Genomic DNA, 21,241 nt, shown 5'->3' on the forward strand with positions numbered 1-21,241 from the left:
GTGTTCTGCGCCGAGGTCCCGTAACTTTCTCTCTGCAAGCGGAACACCGGACAAAACGGCCGGAACCGCGAGCGCCAGGCTCGGGGCGGGTGACCGCCGAGCGAGACTGGAACCGGGTGGTGCGATCGACCGGCAAGCCGGGGTTGCGATCGCGAAGCCGACCGGGTAGAGTTACGAAGCCGGCAGGAGCCGGGCGGACAGCGCCGCAAGATGGCGAGTCGGCCGGTCTGAAGGCTTCCCCCGAACGAAACGACCACCGGGTACGGTGTGCGTCAACACGCGGGGATGGTTGGATCTAGTGGTTAAGGCTGGATTTTCTGGTCTGAATCACGCGGGTCCGACTGCATAGACTTGAACATCAGCCCCAGGGCTTTCCGGACTAGTCTGGCCTGTTCTGGTGTGTGTTTGTTCTTTGAGAACTCAACAGGGTGCTTGATAAGCCAGTGCCAAGTTATGTTTGAACCCCGGCCGGCTGATCCTTTGTGATTGGTTGGTTGGTGATTCCTTTGGCAACTATGTTGCCGGGATGATTTTCCAAAGATTTTTGTTGGAGAGTTTGATCCTGGCTCAGGACGAACGCTGGCGGCGTGCTTAACACATGCAAGTCGAGCGGAAAGGCCCTTCGGGGTACTCGAGCGGCGAACGGGTGAGTAACACGTGAGTAACCTGCCCTAGGCTTTGGGATAACCCTCGGAAACGGGGGCTAATACCGGATATGACTTCCTGCCGCATGGTGGGGGGTGGAAAGTTTTTCGGCTTGGGATGGACTCGCGGCCTATCAGCTTGTTGGTGGGGTAATGGCCTACCAAGGCGACGACGGGTAGCCGGCCTGAGAGGGCGACCGGCCACACTGGGACTGAGACACGGCCCAGACTCCTACGGGAGGCAGCAGTGGGGAATATTGCACAATGGGCGAAAGCCTGATGCAGCGACGCCGCGTGAGGGATGACGGCCTTCGGGTTGTAAACCTCTTTCAGCAGGGACGAAGCGTAAGTGACGGTACCTGCAGAAGAAGCGCCGGCCAACTACGTGCCAGCAGCCGCGGTAAGACGTAGGGCGCGAGCGTTGTCCGGATTTATTGGGCGTAAAGAGCTCGTAGGCGGCTTGTCGCGTCGACTGTGAAAACCCGCAGCTCAACTGCGGGCCTGCAGTCGATACGGGCAGGCTAGAGTTCGGTAGGGGAGACTGGAATTCCTGGTGTAGCGGTGGAATGCGCAGATATCAGGAGGAACACCGGTGGCGAAGGCGGGTCTCTGGGCCGATACTGACGCTGAGGAGCGAAAGCGTGGGGAGCGAACAGGATTAGATACCCTGGTAGTCCACGCTGTAAACGTTGGGCGCTAGGTGTGGGGGACCTCTCCGGTTCTCTGTGCCGCAGCTAACGCATTAAGCGCCCCGCCTGGGGAGTACGGCCGCAAGGCTAAAACTCAAAGGAATTGACGGGGGCCCGCACAAGCGGCGGAGCATGCGGATTAATTCGATGCAACGCGAAGAACCTTACCTGGGTTTGACATGGGCGGAAATCCGGCAGAGATGTCGGGTCCTTCGGGGCCGTTCACAGGTGGTGCATGGCTGTCGTCAGCTCGTGTCGTGAGATGTTGGGTTAAGTCCCGCAACGAGCGCAACCCTCGTTCGATGTTGCCAGCGCGTTATGGCGGGGACTCATCGAAGACTGCCGGGGTCAACTCGGAGGAAGGTGGGGATGACGTCAAGTCATCATGCCCCTTATGTCCAGGGCTTCACGCATGCTACAATGGCCGGTACAATGGGCTGCGATACCGTGAGGTGGAGCGAATCCCAAAAAGCCGGTCTCAGTTCGGATCGGGGTCTGCAACTCGACCCCGTGAAGTCGGAGTCGCTAGTAATCGCAGATCAGCAACGCTGCGGTGAATACGTTCCCGGGCCTTGTACACACCGCCCGTCACGTCACGAAAGTCGGCAACACCCGAAGCCGGTGGCCCAACCCCTTGTGGGAGGGAGCCGTCGAAGGTGGGGCTGGCGATTGGGACGAAGTCGTAACAAGGTAGCCGTACCGGAAGGTGCGGCTGGATCACCTCCTTTCTAAGGAGCACCATCCGTCGAAGGACGGTATGGAGCCCGCAGCCCGCGAGTGTCGGGTTGGGGTGCTCATTGGCGGAGACACTGGTGAGTCTGCTGCTGGCAACGGCCGGCCTCGTTTAGTACAGCCACTGTGGTGGTGGGAACGATGTGGGTTGGTGCGGCTGGTGGTGGGTGTAGAGCATCCTGTTGGGTCCTGAGGGAACAAGCATTCTGTTGGGTGTTTGTTTTTTCTGCCAGGCATGGCCTGCTGCCGCAAACCGGATCTGTTGGGGTTTAGGTGTGGTGGTGTGGGGTTGTGGGTTGGTCGTTTGTTGAGAATTACACAGTGGACGCGAGCATCTTTGTGGTCAAGTTGTCAAGGGCGAACGGTGGATGCCTTGGCACCAGGAGCCGATGAAGGACGTGGGAGGCCGCGATAGGCCTGGGGGAGCTGTCAACCAAGCTGTGATCCCAGGGTGTCCGAATGGGGAAACCTGGCACCAGTCATGTGGTGTCACCCACACCTGAACACATAGGGTGTGTGGAGGGAACGCGGGGAAGTGAAACATCTCAGTACCCGCAGGAAGAGAAAACAATAGTGATTCCGTGAGTAGTGGCGAGCGAAAGCGGATTTAGGCTAAACCGGCTGCGTGTGATACCTGTCAGGGGTTGCGTGGTCGGGGTTGTGGGACTCTGCTGGATGGGCTGACACCTGTCCGAGAAGTTACAAAGCCAGTTGCTAGCCGAATGGTGTGGAAAAGCCAACCGTAGTCGGTGATAGTCCGGTAGGCGAAAGTGGCTGGTCTTCTGTGGATGTTCCCGAGTAGCGGCGGACCCCTGAAATCTGCCGTGAATCTGCCAGGACCACCTGGTAAGCCTGAATACTTCCTGGTGACCGATAGCGGACGAGTACCGTGAGGGAATGGTGAAAAGTACCCCGGGAGGGGAGTGAAATAGTACCTGAAACCGTTCGCCTACAATCCGTCGGAGCCTTTAGGGGTGACGGCGTGCCTTTTGAAGAATGAGCCTGCGAGTTAGTGGCATGTGGCGAGGTTAACCCGTGTGGGGGAGCCGTAGCGAAAGCGAGTCTGAACAGGGCGTTCAGTCGCGTGTCCTAGACCCGAAGCGGAGTGATCTAGCCATGGGCAGGCTGAAGCGCGGGTAAGACCGCGTGGAGGGCCGAACCCACCAACGTTGAAAAGTTGGGGGATGACCTGTGGTTAGGGGTGAAAGGCCAATCAAACTCCGTGATAGCTGGTTCTCCCCGAAATGCATTTAGGTGCAGCGTCGCGTGTTTCTTGCCGGAGGTAGAGCACTGGATGGTCTAGGGGGCCTACAAGCTTACCGAAATCAGCTAAACTCCGAATGCCGGTAAGTGAGAGCGCGGCAGTGAGACTGCGGGGGATAAGCTTCGTAGTCGAGAGGGAAACAGCCCAGATCACCAGCTAAGGCCCCTAAGCGTGTGCTAAGTGGAAAAGGATGTGGGGTCGCATAGACAACCAGGAGGTTGGCTTAGAAGCAGCCACCCTTTAAAGAGTGCGTAATAGCTCACTGGTCAAGTGGTTCCGCGCCGACAATGTAGCGGGGCTCAAGTACACCGCCGAAGCTGTGGCATTCACATTTTTACTCGGCATCTTCCTTTGGGTGGGTGTCCAGGTGTGTGGATGGGTAGGGGAGCGTCGTGCCGGGGGTGAAGCAGCGGGGTGACCCAGCTGTGGACGCGGCACGAGTGAGAATGCAGGCATGAGTAGCGAAAGAAGGGTGAGAAACCCTTCCGCCGGATGACCAAGGGTTCCAGGGCCAGGTTAATCCGCCCTGGGTGAGTCGGGACCTAAGGCGAGGCCGAGAGGCGTAGTCGATGGACAACGGGTTGATATTCCCGTACCCGCGAAGGAACGCCCATGATGAACCTCGTTGTGCTAACCACCCGAACCGTGGGAGGTCTTCGGACCAAGCTCGGGGAGCGTGGGAACCTGGCGGGTAGTAGTCAAGCGATGGGGTGACGCAGGAAGGTAGCTGATCCCGGCCGGTGGTTGTGCCGGGGTAAGCGTGTAGCCCGCACCATAGGCAAATCCGTGGTGCATGTGGGTGAGACGTGATGCCGAGCCGATTCAGGTGAAGTCAGTGATCCTATGCTGCCGAGAAAAGCCTCTAGCGAGTTCCGAGCGGCCCGTACCCCAAACCGACACAGGTGGTCAGGTAGAGAATACCGAGGCGATCGGGTGAACTGTGGTTAAGGAACTCGGCAAATTACCCCCGTAACTTAGGGAGAAGGGGGGCCGGAGACGTGAAGCCCCTTGCGGGTGGAGCGTTGTATGGCCGCAGAGACCAGGGGGAAGCGACTGTTTACTAAAAACACAGGTCCATGCGAAGAAGTAATTCGATGTATATGGACTGACGCCTGCCCGGTGCTGGAACGTTAAGGGGACCGGTTAGTCTTTCGGGGCGAAGCTGAGAACTTAAGCGCCAGTAAACGGCGGTGGTAACTATAACCATCCTAAGGTAGCGAAATTCCTTGTCGGGTAAGTTCCGACCTGCACGAATGGCGTAACGACTTCCCTACTGTCTCAACCACAGGCCCGGCGAAATTGCATTACGAGTAAAGATGCTCGTTACGCGCGGCAGGACGGAAAGACCCCGGGACCTTTACTATAGCTTGACATTGGTACTCGAATTAGCTTGTGTAGGATAGGTGGGAGCCGGTGAAGTCCATACGCCAGTATGGGTGGAGGCAAGCTTGAAATACCACTCTGGTTGATTTGGGTATCTAACTTCGGACCGTGATCCGGTTCAGGGACAGTGTCTGGTGGGTAGTTTAACTGGGGCGGTTGCCTCCTAAAGGGTAACGGAGGCGCCCAAAGGTTCCCTCAGCCTGGTTGGCAATCAGGTGTTGAGTGTAAGTGCACAAGGGAGCTTGACTGTGAGACTGACAGGTCGAGCAGGGACGAAAGTCGGGACTAGTGATCCGGCACTTGCGAGTGGAAGCGGTGTCGCTCAACGGATAAAAGGTACCCCGGGGATAACAGGCTGATCTTCCCCAAGAGTCCATATCGACGGGATGGTTTGGCACCTCGATGTCGGCTCGTCGCATCCTGGGGCTGTAGCAGGTCCCAAGGGTTGGGCTGTTCGCCCATTAAAGCGGTACGCGAGCTGGGTTTAGAACGTCGTGAGACAGTTCGGTCCCTATCCGCCGTGCGCGTTGGATACTTGAGAAGGGCTGTCCCTAGTACGAGAGGACCGGGACGGACGAACCTCTGGTGTGCCAGTTGTCCCGCCAGGGGCACGGCTGGTTGGCTACGTTCGGAAGGGATAACCGCTGAAAGCATCTAAGCGGGAAGCTCGCTTCAAGATTAGGTGTCCCACCCACTTGATGGGGTAAGGCCCCCAGCTAGACGACTGGGTTGATAGGCCGGAAATGTAAGCCCGGTAACGGGTTCAGTTGACCGGTACTAATAGGCCGAGGGCTTGACTACTAAGTTGCTACGCGTCCACTGTGTGATTCACAGCAAACGAAACACCCTTGTGTGTGGTGTTTTGATATGTTGATAGTGTTACGGCGGTCATGGCGGAGGGGAAACGCCCGGTTACATTCCGAACCCGGAAGCTAAGCCCTCCAGCGCCGATGGTACTGCACTCGGGAGGGTGTGGGAGAGTAGGACACCGCCGGACTTCTTCTAGTTGAGGGCCACCCTATACGGGTGGCCCTCAACTGTTTCCCCGGACAGTTTTCCCGACCCGTATCGTTCCCCGGTCGACATCCGGTCCCCCAGTCCCCCGGGCTGTGTCCGGGCTGAATGTTCACAAGGGCTTGAATGTTCACGAGGGCCGGGCCTTGTGCCCCTGTTTTATGCGAGAGCCCCTTTCTCGGACCCCCTCAGGGTTGGCCAAGAGATTTGAGTCGGCTGGTGAGGCTGATGCTGACGTAAGTCTCTTGACCAACACAACAAGGTGGGGCGAGGTCGGGGCCAGGTTACCGTCCGGGATGGACCCCGGCGCGGGTGAGGCAAGTCGTAGAGGACCGGCTAGCTAGTCGCGGGTTTGGATGCTTTCCCGGATCTCGCGCAGCAGGTTGGCGGCCTCGGTGACATCCCGTCCCGGGAACATCCCCAGCGCCACACTGCCGTGGTCGGCCCACCCACACACGGTCAGGTCCCCGTCGTCGGCGCTGGTCGTACCACACTTCATGGTGCCGCCCAATTCCCCAGAGGGCACCTCTCGGATGCCGGTAACGGCACCACCCTCGTCCGACATCAACTCGAACAGCGTGTCCAGGTCGTGCTCCGGACGCCACAGCAAAGTCGTACCGCCGAAGAGCAGCACCGTACGTCTCACGTCCGCGGGATCGGTGTAGACGGCCCCGATACTCCGGTCCACGTCGATGTCGGCGACAAAGCCGCTACGGAGGTAGTCGGCGGTGCTCCGCGCCCGTTCACTGTCGTCCCGGACCAGCCCGGCGACCTGTGCCGGCGTCTCCAGTCGGGCGTCCTTCTGGTCAGCCACGCGCCAACCGGCCGTACCAAGTCCACCGGCCGCGACCAGGCTGACCAGCAGCGCCGACCCCAGCAGGATCCGGCGGCGGCGAGAAACGCCACGGACCGGTGGGCGGTCATCGTCGTCGGGTTCCCGCCAGGCCACCAGCTCGTCGGGCTCGGTAGCCGGGTCGGCCGGTTCGTGGGAGACATCCACCGGTAGCGGATCGGTGGCCGGGCGGCCCCCGAAGGTGTGCGCGTCGGACATAGCCGCCACCGTACGGCAAGCGGTGGTGGTGCGCGCCGGCTCCTGGAATGCGCTCCGTAGACTTTACGGGTGACCGAGAGACTGGATAACCACCACAACGTGCCCCCGACCCTGTCCGCCCAGTACCAGCCGGGCGAGGTAGAGCAGCGCCGGTACGAGCAGTGGGTAGCCGCCGGTCACTTCCGGGCGTCGGCCGACAGTGACAAGCCGCCGTACACGATCGTCATCCCCCCGCCCAACGTGACCGGGTCCCTGCACATGGGCCACGCGCTCGACCACACCGTCCAGGATGCGCTCATCCGGCGTAAGCGGATGCAGGGCTTCGAGGCGCTGTGGCAGCCCGGGATGGACCATGCCGGTATCGCCACCCAGAACGTCGTGGAGCGTCAGCTCGCGGCACAGGGCCTGTCTCGCCACGACCTCGGCCGGGAGAAGTTCGTCGAGCGGGTGTGGGAGTGGAAGGCGGAGTCCGGCGGCAGAATTCTGGGGCAGATGCGCCGTCTCGGCGACTCGGTGGACTGGGACCGTGAGCGTTTCACCATGGACGAGGGCCTGTCCCGGGCCGTGCAGACGATCTTCAAGAAGCTGTACGACGACGGCCTGATCTACCGGGCCGAGCGCATCATCAACTGGTGCCCGCGCTGCCTGACCGCGTTGTCCGACATCGAGGTCGAGCACACCGACGACGACGGTGAGCTGATCTCGATCCGCTACAGCGACGACGTGGTGGTGGCCACCACCCGGGCTGAGACGATGCTTGGCGACACCGCGGTGGCGGTGCACCCGGACGACGAGCGTTACCGGCACCTGATCGGCACCGAGGTGGAGCTGCCGTTGACCGGCCGGCGGATCCCGATCGTCGGTGACGAGCACGTCGACCCGTCGTTCGGCACTGGCATGGTGAAGGTGACCCCGGCGCACGACCCCAACGACTTCGAGATCGGGCAGCGGCACGGCCTGCCCTCCCTGACGATCATGGACGAGCGGGGGATCATCACCGCGCCCGGCCCGTTCGAGGGCCTGGACCGCTACGAGGCCCGGCCGGCGATCGTCGCGGCGCTGCGTGAGCAGGGCCGGATCGTGGCGGAGAAGCGGCCGTACGTGCACGCGGTCGGGCACTGCTCCCGGTGTCGTACGACGGTGGAGCCCCGGCTGTCGTTGCAGTGGTTCGTCAACACCGGCCCGCTGGCCAAGGCGGCCGGCGACGCGGTCCGGGACGGCCGGGTGCGGGTCGAGCCGGCGGACATGACCAAGCGCTACTTCGCCTGGGTCGACAACATGCACGACTGGTGCATCTCGCGCCAGCTCTGGTGGGGCCACCGGATCCCGGTCTGGTACGGCCCGGACGGCGAGACGGTCTGTGTCGGGCCGGGCGAGCAGCCGCCCACCGGCCCGGGCTGGCACCAGGACCCGGATGTGCTGGACACCTGGTTCTCCAGTGGGCTGTGGCCGTTCTCGACGCTGGGCTGGCCGGAGCAGACCGCCGACCTGGCCAAGTTCTATCCGACCAGCGTCCTGGTGACCGGCTACGACATCCTCTTCTTCTGGGTCGCCCGGATGATGATGTTCGGGCTGTACGCGATGGACGGCCGGGCGCCATTCGACACGATCGTGTTGCACGGCCTGGTCCGCGACCAGTTCGGCAAGAAGATGTCCAAGTCGCGGGGCAACGTGGTCGACCCGTTGGACTGGATCGACCGGTTCGGTGCCGACGCGACCCGCTTCACCCTGGCCCGGGGGGCCAACCCGGGGCAGGACGTGCCGGTGAGCGAGGACTGGGTCCAGGGCTCCCGGAACTTCTGCAACAAGTTGTGGAACGCCACCCGCTTTGCGTTGATGAACGGCGCGCACGTCAACGGCGTGCTGCCCGAGGTGACTCAGCTGTCGACCGTGGACCGGTGGATCCTGTCCCGACTTCAGCACGTCATCGCCGAGGTGGATGAGCAGTTCGAGGCGTACGAGTTCGCCAAGGTCTGCGACATCCTCTTCCACTTCGCCTGGGACGACGTGTGTGACTGGTACGTGGAGCTGTCCAAGCCCGTACTGGCCGGTGGGGGTGAGCCGGCGGCGGTGACCCGGCGGGTGCTGGGGCACGTGCTGGACCAGTTGCTGCGTCTACTGCACCCGGTCATCCCGTTCGTTACCGACGAACTGTGGTCTGCCCTGACCTCGGGGTCGGCCGCGGACGGCGAGTCGACGGTGATGATCGCGGCGTGGCCGGCGGCGGAGCCGGCGCTGATCGACGACCCGGCCGAGGAAGAGGTGGTCGCGCTCCAGCGGGTGGTCACCGAGATTCGCCGGTTCCGGTCCGACCAGGGGCTTCGGCCCGCCCAGCGGGTGGCCGCCCGGCTGGATGGTCTGACCGATGCTGGCATCGCCGCGCACGATTCGTTGATCCGGTCCCTGGTCCGGCTCGACGAGGCCGGTGCCGAGTTCCAGGCCAGCGCCACGCTCGCGGTGCCCGGTGGGGTGACCGTGGCCCTGGACACCCGGGGGTCCATCGACGTCGCGGCCGAGCGGGCCCGGTTGACGAAGGACCTGGCGGCTGCCGAGAAGGAGGTCGCCCAGGCGCGGGCGAAGCTCGACAATCCCGCGTTCGTGGGCAAGGCCCCCGAAGCGGTGGTCAACAAGATCAAGGACCGGCTGACCGTTGCAGAGGCGGACATCGCCCGCATCACCACCGCACTGGAGGCGCTGCCATCGTGACCGATCGTGCGGAGTTCGCCAGCATCGACGCGGAGTTGGCCCAGCGGGGCTTCACCCGGATGGTCTTCGACCTGGGCCGGATCGAGCAGTTGCTCGACCTGCTGGGCAGCCCGCAGCGGGCCTACCCGGCGATCCATCTGACCGGAACCAACGGCAAGACCTCGACCGCTCGCATGATCGACTCGTTGTTGCGGGCGTTCGGGCTGCACACCGGCCGCTACACCAGCCCACACCTGGAGACGGTACGGGAGCGGATCAGCCTGGACGGTGAGCCGGTGAGCGAGGAGCGGTTCGTATCGACGTACCGTGAGGTCGCCCCGCTGGCCGAGTTGGTCGACCAGAAGTCCACCGAGCCGTTGACGTACTTCGAGATGACCACCGCGCTGGCGTTCGCGACCTTCGCCGACGCCCCGGTCGACGTCTCCGTCGTCGAGGTCGGGCTGGGCGGGGCTGAGGACGCCACCAACGTGCTCAGCGCCGGGGTCTGCGTACTCACCCCGATCGGGTTGGACCACACCGAGTGGCTCGGCGACACCGTCGAGGACATCGCGCTGGCCAAGGCCGGGATCATCCATCCCGGTGCCACGGTCGTACTGGCCGCCCAGGAGGAGGAGGCCGCGAGGCCGATCCTGGAACGCTGCGTCGAGGTCGGGGCCACCGTGGCCCGGGAGGGCAGTGAGTTCGGCGTACTGCGGCGGGCGGTGGCGATCGGCGGACAGGTGCTCACCCTGCAGGGCCTCGGCGGGGTGTACGAGGACATCTTCATCCCGCTGCACGGGGCGCACCAGGCGCAGAACGCGGCCGTGGCGCTGGCCGCCGTGGAGGCGTTCCTGGGTGCCGGGGCCAACCGGCAGATCGTTGTCGACACGGTCCGGGAGGGCTTTGCGGCGGCGAGTTCCCCCGGACGGTTGGAGCGGGTCCGCAGCGCGCCGACGATCCTGCTCGACGGCGCGCACAATCCGCACGGCATGGCCGCGACCGTGACCGCGTTGCAGGAGGAGTTCGCCTTCAGCCGCCTTGTGGCCGTGGTCGGTGTGCTGGCCGACAAGGACGCCGAGAGCCTGCTGGAACTGTTGGAACCGGTGGTCGACGCGATCGTGGTCACCCGCAACACCTCGCCGAGGGCGATGCCCGCGGAGGAACTGGCCGGGCTGGCGGTGGAGGTGTTCGGCCCGGACCGGGTGGAGTTGGCACCGGAATTGCCCGACGCCATCGAAGCCGCTGTCGGGCTCGCGGAGTCCGATGTCCAGGGCGAACTGAGCGGGGTGGGGGTGCTGGTCACCGGTTCGGTGGTGACCGTTGCCGACGCCCGACGGTTGTTGAAGAAGTGAGCGACGAAGTGCCCCGGCCGCAGGCGGTGCAGGACGACCCGCAGTCCGTATCGCTGGATGAGCCGCAGTCCGTACCGGATGACGCGCCGGACGGTCCGTCGGACGGTGCCGGCCGACGGTCGGGGCTGAAGAACCCAGCGCGAACGGTGCGAAGCCTGGGGGCCGCCACCCTGATCCTGGAGGCCCTCGTCCTGCTCTTGGCCATTCAGCCGATCCGGTTGGTCGGCGGGGACCTGAGCGGTACGGCTATCGGCGTGATCGTCGCACTGGCGGTGCTCGCGGTGACGCTTTCCGGGATGATGCGCCGGCCGTGGGCCTGGCACGTCGCGACCGTACTTCAGGGGCTGCTGATGCTCTCCGGGTTCCTGCACTGGTCGTTGGGCGTGCTGGGATTCATGTTCGGGCTGGTCTGGGTCTACGTGCTGCATGTCCGGCGGGTCATCCTGAGCTAGGCACAGGCCGCCGGCCTCGGGCATTGGCCCTCGGTGCAGGTCGCCGGACGGATCCACCCGTCCGGCGACCTGTGTCCAGTCGGCTGGTCACCAGGGTATGACGCCCTCCTCGTTGAAGAAGCCAGCGGTCGGGCCGTCGTCGGGGAGGGTGGCGAGCCGGATCGCGGCGATCGCTCCCTGGGCCGGGGTACGCGGTCCGGCATGCGCGTTTATGTCGGTCGCGCAGTAGCCGGGATCGGCGGCGTTCACCTTGATCAGTGTGTCCCGTAGTTCGTTGGCGTACGAGATGGTGATCGAGTTGAGGGCGCTCTTCGACGAGTTGTACGCGAGCATCTGGAACTGCGCGTACCGGCTGTGTGGGTCGCTGGTGATGGCGAGGGAACCCAGACTGCTGGAGATGTTGACGATGCGTCCGGCCGCCGCCCGGCGGATCAGCGGCAGCATCGCGTTGGTCACCGCCACCACGGCGAAGACGTTGGTGGCGTAGGTCCGTTCCAGCAGGTCCACCGGCACTTCGCTGGGTTTCTGGTCCTGTTCCAGCGAGATGCCGGCGTTGTTGACCAGGATGTCCAGCCGGCCGTACTCCCGTTCGATCCGGGCGGCGGCGGCCGAGACCGAAGCCGGATCGGTCACGTTCAACGCCAGCGCCACGGCATTGATCCCCTCGGTGGCCAGCTTCTCCGCAGCATCCGCCCCGCGTTCCAGGTGACGTGCCCCGACCAGCACCGTGGCACCTGTCTCGCCCAGTCCACGGGCGATTTCGTAGCCGATTCCCTTGTTGGCCCCGGTCACGAGGGCGATCTTCGGTTCGTTCATGCGCCCAGTCTGGGGTGTTCCCGAACCGGTGAGAAGAGACGAAGTGCCCGAACCGCATCAGCGCCGGACAGGCGGACTCGTCCGGCGCTGATGCGTGCGTGCGGGTGGGGGTCACCAGGGCTCGGTGCCCTCCTCACTGAAGAAACCGGCCGTCGGGCCGTCGTCGAGCAGGGTGGCGAGCCGGATCGCCGCGATCGCTCCCTGGGCCGGGGTACGCGGTCCGGCGTGCGCGTTCAGGTCGGTCGCGCAGTAGCCGGGATCGGCGGCGTTCACCTTGATCGGTGTGTCCCGTAGTTCGTTGGCGTACGAGATGGTGATCGAGTTGAGGGCGCTCTTCGACGAGTTGTACGCGAGGAGCGGGAATGGAGCGTATGGGCCGTGTGGGTCGCTGGTGATGGCGAGGGAGCCCAGGCCACTGGAGATGTTGACGATGCGTCCGGCTGCCGCCCGGCGGATCAGTGGCAGCATCGCGTTGGTCACCGCCACCACGGCGAAGACGTTGGTGGCGTAGGTCCGTTCCAGCAGGTCGACCGGCATCTGGCTGGGCCGCTGCCCGCCTTCGAGCAGGATGCCGGCGTTGTTGACCAGGATGTCCAGCCGGCCGTACTCCCGTTCGATCCGGGCGGCGGCGGCCGAGACCGACACCGGGTCGGTCACCTCCAGTTGCACCGGTATGGCGGTGATTCCCTCGGCGGTCAGCTTCTCCGTGGCAACCGTGCCGCGTTCCATGTTGCGTGCCCCGACCAGCACGATGGCACCTGTCTCGCCCAGCCCACGGGCGATTTCGTAGCCGATTCCCTTGTTGGCCCCGGTCACGAGGGCGATCTTCGGTTCGTTCATGCGCCCCAGCCTGCGACGCTGCCGAGCCGGTGAGGAGAGACCGGTTCAACCATGGATTGGCGGTCCCTGGTTGGGCCTGCCGGATCAGCCGAGAATGACCATATGGACCGTCTGCATCTCGCCGAGTTCCTACGCAGTCGCCGGGGTCGGGTACAGCCCGGCGACGTGGGGCTGGCCGCCGGCACCCGACGTCGTACCCCCGGCCTGCGCCGCGAAGAGGTGGCCCGGCTCGCCGGCATCTCGGTGGACTACTACGCCCGGCTGGAGCAGGCGCGCGGTCCTCGTCCGTCCCGTCAGGTGCTGTCCGCGTTGGCCCGGGCGCTGCGACTGTACGACGCCGAACGCGCACACCTGTACCACCTCGTTGGCGAGGTCCCCGCTCCACCGACCGGCCCGAGTCCGGACGTGCCGGCTGGTGTCCTGCACCTGCTCGATCGGCTCGATGACACGCCCGCCTACGTCATCGACGTGAAGTACGAGATCCTGGCCTGGAACCGGATGGCCGCCGCGTTGATGGGGGACCCGTCCGGGTGGCCAGCCGAGCGGCGCAACATGGTCTGGAACCTGTTCGCCGGCGAGTATTCGGAGCTGGCCCTGACCGAACCGCAGTCCTCTGCCTTCGCTGACGAATGCGTTGCCGAACTGCGCGCTGCTGCGGCCCAGTACCCGCAGGACCCGGGCATCCATCGCCTGATCGCCCGGCTGCGCTCGGCGAGCCCGGAGTTCGTCCGCCGCTGGGAGCAGTTGCGGGTGTGCGTACGGCGCGGCTCGACCGCCAAGCAGGTCCGGCACCCGGTGGTGGGGGAGTTGGCCCTGGAGTGCGAGGTGCTGGACATCGCCGGGCACGGGCAGCGCTTGATCATCTACAGCGCCGTGCCGGGCAGTCCTTCCGCGGAGGCGTTGGAACTGCTCAGCGTGGTGGGCACCCAGTGGATGGCCGAGCAGCCCACCTGAGCGGTGGTCTACTCGTGAACCGGTGCCGGTTGGTCGACCGGCCGGTCCCGCCACTGGGTCAGTGCGATACCGTGCCCGTCCGGGTCGCGGAACGCGGCGGCCCACAACTCCAGCTTGGCTCCCCGGTTGACGGCCCGGGGCGCGTAGGTGAACCGGACCCCCTTGCTCTTGAGGTCCTCATAGACCGCCTCGACATCGGTCACCTCCAGGTTGAGGTGGACCAGCCGGCGGTTGATCGGGGCGGCCTCCGGGATGGCCCGGAGCACCAGGCGGGTGGAGTTGGAGGCCAGTACGGCGTTGCCCTCGCCCCCGTCGATCTCGAAGAAGCCGAGCATGTCGCGGTAGAACCCGACCGACCGGTCGAGGTCGGTGACGAGCAGGGTGATACCGACCCCCTGGAACGGGCCGGCTGCGCCCGCTGCCGCGCCCGAGGTCGGGCCGATCAGGTCGGCGAGGATCACGTCCTCGTCGTCGGTCGGGTCGGGCCGGTTGGCTTCCGTACCGGGCTCGGTGTCGTAGCCGGAGACGAGGTCGACGAGGTCGGCCAGGTCGTCGTCGGGAAGGTCTGCGTCCCGGGAGGTGTCGCCGCCGGTTGCGGGATCGGGTGTGGGGGTGGGCGGGGGAGCCGGGGCCGTGGTTGCCGGTTCGCCACCGTCAGGCAGCGGGGCGTCATCGGGCCGGGCGATGTCGGACCGCACGTCATCGGGTCGGAGGTCGTCCCGCTGCACGTCATCGGGATCCCGCTGGATGTCATCGAGCCGGACCTCGGCGGCTTCCGGCTGGGCGATCGGCGGCGTGGCCGGCTCGTCGTGGTCAGGGCTAGTCCGGGGGCGACGCGGCAGGGGAGGCAGGGTGGGGGTCTCGACCAGGGTGCCTTCCAGCACGATCGTGCCGCCGGCGGTCTGGCGTACGACCACCGGGTCCTCCCGTTCCCGTACCCCACCGCCGAGTTCGTCGGTGAGGTCGACTGTCACCGGGTCCCTGGGCGGCGGCGTGCTCGGGTAGCCGTCGTCCGGCCGGGGGCGTGCCCATGGTGGCGCATCCTCCTCGATCAGGACGTCGTCGGCCAGGCCGTCCAGGTCGTCGAACTCGGGTGGCAACTCGTCGGCGGCAGCGGCGGCCTCGGTGTGGGTGGGCACGTCGTCCCAGAGGATGCGGATGTGCCGGTGATCGTCGATGGCGATCTTGATCGGTAGCGTCTGTCCCGCGACGGGCCACTTCGCGACCGGCACCCGGGGCTCGATGATCTTCTTGGATCGGGGCGGCAGCCCCGGGGCATCGATCACGATCTGCAGCTCGCACCGGCCGAAAGAGTACGCCGTCGGTGGCTCGGAAGCGCTGTGCACGTGGGCGATGCCGGTGACCCAGGCCCGGCCGCCGGTGCGCACCACGACCAGAGCGACGGCCAGGACCAGCAGGGCGACCCCGAGGGCGACGATGGACCAGCTGGTCATGCCGAGGCCGAAAAGGGTCACGAAGGTGGCGACGGTGCCCAGTACCGCAGAGATGAGCTTGCGTACGGGTGCGATCGGTCGGCTTCTGCCATTCGCCACAGTGGACCTCCCTGGTTACTGCCAAGGCTAGGCCCGCCCCGCAGCCGATGGGAAGTAAGAACGGTACGAATAGTGGGCGCGCCGCCGGAACCGGGCGATGATCACGAGGATCGCAGCCTGGGCGATCCGGGATGATCGTGACCACCACCTCCTGGGTCAGGTCGGGTCGATAGGCTGACGCTGTTTACGTCGTACCCCTCATCGCACCAGGAGGAAGCAGCGTGTCCATCAGCAGCTCGGCCGAGCGTACGCTCGTATTGATCAAGCCAGACGCGGTCCGGCGTGGCCTGGTCGGCGAGATCCTCGGCCGGTTCGAGCGGAAGGGCCTGACGGTCGAGGCCATGGTGCTGCGGGGCATGGACGCCGAACTGGCCGACCAGCACTACGTCGAGCACGTCGACAAGGACTTCTACCCGCCGCTGAAATCCTTCATGACCGGCGGTCCGCTGGTCGCGTTGGTGCTCTCCGGTGACCAGGTGATCGAGGTGGTGCGCGGCCTGATCGGTAGCACCGACGGGCGTCGGGCCGTCGCCGGCACGATCCGGGGGGACCTCTCCATGTCCAACCGGGAGAACCTGGTGCACGCCTCGGACTCGGTCGACAGCGCCAAGCGCGAAATCGCCCTCTGGTTTCCCGAACTGGGCTGACCTGACGAACCAAGCTGCGTCGACCTGACGGACCAAGCTGCGTCGACCTGACGAGCTGGGCTGACCTGACGAACTGGCCGGCCGGTCCATGACGACCGGCCGGCCAGCTCACCCCCGTACCGCTGCCGGGAGCCGGCAGTGGTCAGACCGTGACCGGCGGCTGGGTCCGCGAGGTCACGGCGATCCGGTTCCACACGTTGATGGTGGCGATGGCGAGAACGAGATCGGCGACCTCCTTCTCCGACCACACCTTGGTCGCCTGCTCCCACACCTCGTCCGGCACACCGTGCTCACCCAGTCGGGTCACCGCATCGGTGAGCGCCAGGGCGGCGCGTTCCCGCTCGTCGAAGAAGGACGCCTCCCGCCAGGCGGAGACCGCGAACAGCCGCCGGCTGGACTCGCCCGAATCCAGGGCGTCCCGGCTGTGCATGTCGACGCAGTAGGCACATCTGTTGATCATCGATGCGCGGAGCTTCACCAGCTCCAGGACGGTGTGCTCGACGTTCGTGCGGACGTACTGCTCCAACCCGAGCACCGCCCGGATCCCCTCCGGTGCCACCTTCGACAGGTCGATTCGCGTGTCCATGGACCTCTCCTTGAACCGTTGGTCATGTCGAGAAGGGGACGGGACGGCGGAGGGATTCGTGACCGGAGGTAGCTGTGATCCCGGCCACGCCGGGTCGGTGCGGGCGCGGCACGCTGATGACGACGGTTGGGTGATTACTCGGCGGCGGGGTCGCCGGGGCGTCGAGTAGGCTGGAACACCGACAAGGCGATGACCCGGCCATCACCGGCGAGCCTCCGGAAGAAAGGGACGGATCCACCGCATGCGGTGGCCAGCCGGCCCGAGTAGAACCGGACGGGTCCGGCCCGTCACAGCCGGCCAACGAGCGGGCGGTCGATCTCGACCGTCAAGCGGGGTGGTACCGCGGGTTCTGCGGCACGCCAGTCGGCGTACCGCGTGGCTCGTCCTCGCAGACACGGACAGTGAGCTGCACGAGGAGAGCGACCAGCGATGGCGTACCCCAAGAACGTCCCCGACGGCACGGGCGTGCCGGCCAGTCCTGACCTGCCCGTGGTCGAGAGTCGGGTGCTCGACTACTGGACGGCCGACAAGACCTTCGAGGCCAGCGTCGAGAGCCGCGACGCCGGCCCGGACGGCGACAACGAGTTCGTCTTCTACGACGGTCCGCCCTTTGCCAACGGGCTGCCGCACTACGGGCACCTGCTCACCGGCTACGCCAAGGACGTGATGCCCCGCTACCAGACGATGCGGGGCCGGCGGGTCGAGCGGCGATTCGGGTGGGACTGTCACGGACTGCCCGCCGAGGTGGAGGCGGAGAAGCAGCTTGGCATCTCCACCAAGGCCGAGATCCTCGACCTCGGCGTGGGCCGGTTCAACGACGCGTGCCGCACCTCCGTGCTGACCTACACCCAGGACTGGGAGCGGTACGTCACCCGGCAGGCCCGCTGGGTCGACTTCGGCAACGACTACAAGACGCTCGACCTGGACTACATGGAAAGCGTCATGTGGGCGTTCAAGACGCTGCACAGCAAGGACCTGGTCTACGAGGGCTTCCGGGTGCTGGCGTACTGCTGGCGGTGTGAGACGCCGCTGTCCAACACCGAGACCCGGATGGACGACGTCTACCGGGACCGGCACGACCCGACGCTGACCGTCTGGTTCGAGCTGGCCGCCGACGAGAGCGCCCCGGAGTTGCTGCGCGGGCCGCTCAAGGTCGGGGTCTGGACCACCACGCCGTGGACCCTGCCGTCAAACCTGGCGCTCGCCGTCGGCCCGGACATCGAGTACGCGGTGCTGGAGCGCCGGGCTTCGCCAGACAGCGAGCCGAGCGGCGAAAGGTACGTGGTCGGCGCGGCGCGGCTCGGGGCGTACGCCAAGGAACTGGAGGACTACCAGCAGGTCGGCACCGTGTCCGGCCGGGACCTGGTAGGCCGGCGCTACACGCCGCTCTACGACTTCCTGGTCGAGCAGGCCGGGGGATGCGCCTACCAGGTGCTCGGGGCGGACTTCGTCACCACCGAGGACGGCACCGGGGTCGTGCACCTCGCCCCGGCCTTCGGTGAGGACGACCAGAACGTCTGCAACGCCGCCGGCATCCCCACCATCGTCACCGTGGACGAGCACACCCGGTTCACCTCGGTCGTCCCGCCGTACGTCGGCGAACAGGTCTTCGACGTCAACAAGCCGATCATCCGGGAGCTGAAGGACCGGGGGGTGGTGCTGCGGCAGGACACCTACACCCACTCGTACCCGCATTGCTGGCGGTGCGACACGCCGCTGGTCTACAAGGCGGTCTCCTCCTGGTTCGTGGCGGTCACGAACTTCCGCGACCGGATGGTCGAGCTGAACCAGCAGATCAACTGGACCCCGGGCCACATCCGGGACGGCTCGTTCGGTAAGTGGCTGGCCAACGCCCGGGACTGGTCGATCAGCCGGAACCGGTTCTGGGGCTCGCCGATCCCGGTCTGGAAGTCCGACGACCCCAACTACCCCCGGGTCGACGTGTACGGTTCGCTGGCCGAGCTGGAGCGCGACTTCGGCGTACGGGTGACCGACCTGCACCGGCCGGTGATCGACGAGCTGACCCGGCCCAACCCGGACGACCCGACCGGTCGGTCGACCATGCGTCGAGTGCCGGAGGTGCTGGACTGCTGGTTCGAGTCCGGGTCGATGCCGTTCGCCCAGGTGCACTACCCGTTCGAGAACCGGGAGTGGTTCGAGCACCACTACCCGGGTGACTTCATCGTCGAATACCTGCCGCAGGTGCGGGGCTGGTTCTACACCATGCACGTCCTGGCCACCGCGTTGTTCGACCGGCCGGCGTTCCGCAACGCGATGGCGCACGGCATCGTGCTCGGCTCCGACGGGCGCAAGATGTCCAAGAGCCTGCGCAACTATCCGGACGTCTACGAGATGTTCGACAAGTACGGCTCGGACGCGATGCGCTGGACGCTGATGAGTTCACCGGTGCTGCGCGGCGGTGACGTGGTGGTCAGCGAGACGGTGATCCGCGACTCGGTACGCCAGGTGCTGCTGCCGCTGTGGAACGTCTGGTACTTCTTCTCGCTCTACGCCAACGCGGAGGGTTACTCCGCGTCCCGGCGTACCGACTCCGGCCACCTGCTCGACCGGTACGTCCTGGCCAAGACCGGTGAACTGGTCACCACGGTGCAGTCCCAGCTCGACGCGTACGACATCTCGGGCGCCTGCACCTCCGTGCGGGCGTTCCTCGACGCGTTGACCAACTGGTACGTGCGCCGGTCCCGGGATCGGTTCTGGTCCGGCGACCGGGACGCCTTCGACACGCTCTACACGGTGCTGGAGACGGTGTGCCGGGTAGTGGCCCCGTTGGCCCCGCTGACCGTGGAGGAGATCTGGCGGGGGCTGACCGGTGAGCGGTCGGTGCACCTGACCGACTGGCCGTCGGCCGCCGAGTTCCCGGCCGACCGTGACCTGGTGGCCGCGATGGACGCCACCCGGGACGTGTGTTCGGCCGCGCTGTCGCTGCGCAAGGCGAAGGGGCTGCGGGTGCGGCTGCCACTGGCCACGCTGACCGTGGCCAGCCCGGCGGCGGACACCCTGGCACCCTTCGGGGACCTGGTCGCCGACGAGGTCAACGTCAAGTCTGTGGAGTTCACCACCGACCTGGGCAGCCACTGTCAGCAGGTGCTGACCGTGGTGCCCCGGGCGCTCGGTCCTCGGATCGGCAAGCAGGTGCAGTCGGTGATCAAGGCAGTGAAGGCGGGGGACTGGTCGCTCGTCGACGGGGCACCGGTCGCGGCCGGCGTACGACTGGCCGAAGGTGAGTACGAGCTGCGCCTGGTCGCCGCCGACGCGGAGCAGTCGGCCCCGTTGCCGGGCGGCGAGGGGGTGGTGGTGCTGGACACCACGGTCACCGCCGAACTGGCGGCCGAGGGGCTGGCCCGGGACGTCGTACGGGTGGTGCAGCAGGCCCGCCGGGATGCCGACCTGGACGTGTCGGACCGGATCGAGGTGACCCTCGCCGCCTCTCCGGAGGTGCTGGCGGCGGTGGATACGTACCGGGACTTCCTGGCCCGGGAGGTGCTCGCCGACTCGGTGACCTTCGCCGACGCGGTCGACGGGTTCACCGGCGAGGCCGGTGAGGGCCAGTCCGTGACGGTCGCGGTCCGCCGCGTCTAGCTGGGTACGGTCGCGGTGCGCCGCGTCTGGCTGGGTACGGTCGCGGTCCGCCGCGTCTGAACCGTTCAGGCAGGGGCCCCTGCTATCGCTTTTTGTACAGCAGGGGCCCCTCCTGACCACAAAACCGGGAGACGCCACCGGCGATGCCCGGGTTGGCAGGATGCTGTCCTAACATCGTTGCGACGGCGAGGGCCGTCGCGACCGGCGGGCCGGCGCTTACCAGGGGAGGCCGCGTGCCGCTGCTCTACACCATCGGCAAGCTCACTGTCGGTAATATGATGCGGCTGGGCTGGCGTCCGAAAGTGGAAGGGCTGGAACATGTGCCCCAGACCGGTGGAGCCATCTTCGCCGGCAACCACCTCTCCGTCGCCGACGAACTCTTCCTCGGTGCCGTCGTCCCGCGCCACCTCGCGTTCTGGGCAAAGGCGGAATACTTCGTCGGCAACGGGGTCAAGGGCAAGATCAGCAAGTCGGTCCTTACCGGGCTGGGTGCGATCCCGGTGGAGCGGCGCGGTGGGCGTGCTGCCCTGGCGGCGTTCGACGGGGCGATCCCGGTGCTGAAGGCGGGCGACCTCGTCGCGGTCTACCCCGAGGGCACCCGTTCCCCGGACGGGCGGCTCTACCGGGGGCGTACGGGTGCCGCCCGGCTGGCGCTGGCCGCCGGAGTCCCGGTGATCCCGGTCGGCGTGATCGGCACCGAGAAGGTCCAGCCGATCGGGGTACGCGTACCCCGGCCCTTTACCGGGCCGGTCACGGTGCGCTTCGGTAAGCCGCTCGACTTCACCGACCGCCCCGGGGACCGCACCTCGTTGCGGCAGATCACCGACGAGATCATGGCGGAGATCCAGCGGTTGACCGGGCAGGAGTACGTCCCCCGGTACGCCCCGCGCAAGGGCGAGCCGGCTGGTGCCACGCCGCCCGAACCGGGCCCCGAAATCGGCTGACGGCCACTGGCGATGCCCGGCGGGGCGCGCGGCGA

12 protein-coding genes and 3 rRNA genes are annotated in these 21,241 nt (G+C 66.0%); 10 read left to right on the top strand and 5 right to left on the bottom strand.

What is annotated here, in order from left to right; translation table 11 throughout:
* Nucleotides 1-544 precede the first annotated feature (544 nt).
* The 3 genes from FHR38_RS21240 to rrf all read left to right on the top strand — a co-directional run bounded on the left by FHR38_RS21240 (nucleotide 545) and on the right by rrf (nucleotide 5,709).
* Nucleotides 545-2,061, top strand: a 16S ribosomal RNA gene (locus FHR38_RS21240).
* Between the two features lie 345 nt (nucleotides 2,062-2,406).
* A 23S ribosomal RNA gene (locus FHR38_RS21245) occupies nucleotides 2,407-5,513 on the top strand.
* 79 nt (nucleotides 5,514-5,592) lie between these two features.
* A 5S ribosomal RNA gene (rrf, locus tag FHR38_RS21250) occupies nucleotides 5,593-5,709 on the top strand.
* The 16S, 23S and 5S rRNA genes sit together here, the layout of an rRNA operon.
* A 357-nt stretch (nucleotides 5,710-6,066) precedes the next feature.
* On the opposite strand, the gene FHR38_RS21255 is transcribed toward rrf, so the two are convergent.
* A complete protein-coding gene (locus tag FHR38_RS21255; protein WP_184536316.1) occupies nucleotides 6,067-6,777 on the bottom strand; it encodes a hypothetical protein in 711 nt (236 codons plus the stop codon).
* A gap of 69 nt (nucleotides 6,778-6,846) precedes the next feature.
* Between FHR38_RS21255 and FHR38_RS21260 the strand changes: the two genes are divergently transcribed.
* Genes FHR38_RS21260 through FHR38_RS21270 form a run of 3 tightly spaced genes read left to right on the top strand, consistent with a single transcriptional unit; the run spans nucleotide 6,847 to nucleotide 11,266 of the window.
* Nucleotides 6,847-9,483, top strand: coding sequence for a valine--tRNA ligase (locus FHR38_RS21260; protein WP_184536317.1), 2,637 nt, complete (start codon nucleotides 6,847-6,849; stop codon nucleotides 9,481-9,483).
* A 59-nt stretch (nucleotides 9,484-9,542) separates the two neighbouring features.
* Nucleotides 9,543-10,814 carry a bifunctional folylpolyglutamate synthase/dihydrofolate synthase gene (locus FHR38_RS21265; RefSeq protein WP_246447606.1) on the top strand — a complete coding sequence of 424 codons (1,272 nt, stop codon included), beginning with the start codon at nucleotides 9,543-9,545 and terminating at the stop codon, nucleotides 10,812-10,814.
* 53 nt (nucleotides 10,815-10,867) lie between these two features.
* A complete protein-coding gene (locus tag FHR38_RS21270; RefSeq protein WP_184540017.1) occupies nucleotides 10,868-11,266 on the top strand; it encodes a DUF4233 domain-containing protein in 399 nt (132 codons plus the stop codon).
* Between the two features lie 87 nt (nucleotides 11,267-11,353).
* On the opposite strand, the gene FHR38_RS21275 is transcribed toward FHR38_RS21270, so the two are convergent.
* Both FHR38_RS21275 and FHR38_RS21280 read right to left on the bottom strand, forming a co-directional pair.
* Nucleotides 11,354-12,082, bottom strand: coding sequence for an SDR family oxidoreductase (locus tag FHR38_RS21275; RefSeq protein ID WP_184536319.1), 729 nt, complete (start codon nucleotides 12,080-12,082; stop codon nucleotides 11,354-11,356).
* A gap of 111 nt (nucleotides 12,083-12,193) precedes the next feature.
* Nucleotides 12,194-12,922, bottom strand: coding sequence for an SDR family oxidoreductase (locus FHR38_RS21280; RefSeq protein WP_184536320.1), 729 nt, complete (start codon nucleotides 12,920-12,922; stop codon nucleotides 12,194-12,196).
* Nucleotides 12,923-13,024: 102 nt separating this feature from the next.
* Here FHR38_RS21280 and FHR38_RS21285 point away from each other — a divergent pair, with 102 nt between their 5' ends.
* Nucleotides 13,025-13,876, top strand: a complete 852-nt coding sequence (locus FHR38_RS21285) for a helix-turn-helix transcriptional regulator (RefSeq protein ID WP_184536321.1) — start codon at nucleotides 13,025-13,027, stop codon at nucleotides 13,874-13,876.
* 8 nt (nucleotides 13,877-13,884) lie between these two features.
* Here FHR38_RS21285 and FHR38_RS21290 read toward each other — a convergent pair whose 3' ends face one another.
* Entirely contained in the window at nucleotides 13,885-15,429 is a 1,545-nt protein-coding gene (locus tag FHR38_RS21290) for a VOC family protein (protein ID WP_184536322.1), read from the bottom strand.
* A gap of 221 nt (nucleotides 15,430-15,650) precedes the next feature.
* Here FHR38_RS21290 and ndk point away from each other — a divergent pair, with 221 nt between their 5' ends.
* Nucleotides 15,651-16,076 carry a nucleoside-diphosphate kinase gene (gene ndk, locus FHR38_RS21295; RefSeq protein WP_184536323.1) on the top strand — a complete coding sequence of 142 codons (426 nt, stop codon included), beginning with the start codon at nucleotides 15,651-15,653 and terminating at the stop codon, nucleotides 16,074-16,076.
* Nucleotides 16,077-16,218: 142 nt separating this feature from the next.
* Here ndk and FHR38_RS21300 read toward each other — a convergent pair whose 3' ends face one another.
* Nucleotides 16,219-16,662: a carboxymuconolactone decarboxylase family protein gene (locus FHR38_RS21300; protein WP_184536324.1), complete on the bottom strand. Its 444-nt coding sequence runs from the start codon at nucleotides 16,660-16,662 to the stop codon at nucleotides 16,219-16,221.
* Nucleotides 16,663-17,091: 429 nt separating this feature from the next.
* On the opposite strand from FHR38_RS21300, the gene ileS reads away from it, so the two are divergent.
* Nucleotides 17,092-20,262, top strand: a complete 3,171-nt coding sequence (gene ileS, locus FHR38_RS21305; protein ID WP_184536325.1) for an isoleucine--tRNA ligase — start codon at nucleotides 17,092-17,094, stop codon at nucleotides 20,260-20,262.
* A gap of 233 nt (nucleotides 20,263-20,495) precedes the next feature.
* Nucleotides 20,496-21,206 (top strand): lysophospholipid acyltransferase family protein, encoded by a 711-nt coding sequence (locus FHR38_RS21310; protein WP_184536326.1) that lies wholly within the window; start codon nucleotides 20,496-20,498, stop codon nucleotides 21,204-21,206.
* The last annotated feature ends 35 nt before the right edge of the window (nucleotides 21,207-21,241 follow it).

Origin of the sequence: Micromonospora polyrhachis (assembly GCF_014203835.1) — a bacterium.
GTDB classification, from domain to species: domain Bacteria; phylum Actinomycetota; class Actinomycetes; order Mycobacteriales; family Micromonosporaceae; genus Micromonospora_H; species Micromonospora_H polyrhachis.

Coding starts and splice junctions, on each gene's coding strand:
- FHR38_RS21255 (WP_184536316.1), bottom strand. CDS start 6,777: ATGTCCGACGCGCACACCTTCGGGGGCCGCCCGGCCACCGATCCGCTA.
- FHR38_RS21265 (WP_246447606.1), top strand. CDS start 9,543: ATGGTCTTCGACCTGGGCCGGATCGAGCAGTTGCTCGACCTGCTGGGC.
- FHR38_RS21275 (WP_184536319.1), bottom strand. CDS start 12,082: ATGAACGAACCGAAGATCGCCCTCGTGACCGGGGCCAACAAGGGAATC.
- FHR38_RS21280 (WP_184536320.1), bottom strand. CDS start 12,922: ATGAACGAACCGAAGATCGCCCTCGTGACCGGGGCCAACAAGGGAATC.
- FHR38_RS21285 (WP_184536321.1), top strand. CDS start 13,025: ATGGACCGTCTGCATCTCGCCGAGTTCCTACGCAGTCGCCGGGGTCGG.
- FHR38_RS21300 (WP_184536324.1), bottom strand. CDS start 16,662: ATGGACACGCGAATCGACCTGTCGAAGGTGGCACCGGAGGGGATCCGG.
- ileS (WP_184536325.1), top strand. CDS start 17,092: ATGGCGTACCCCAAGAACGTCCCCGACGGCACGGGCGTGCCGGCCAGT.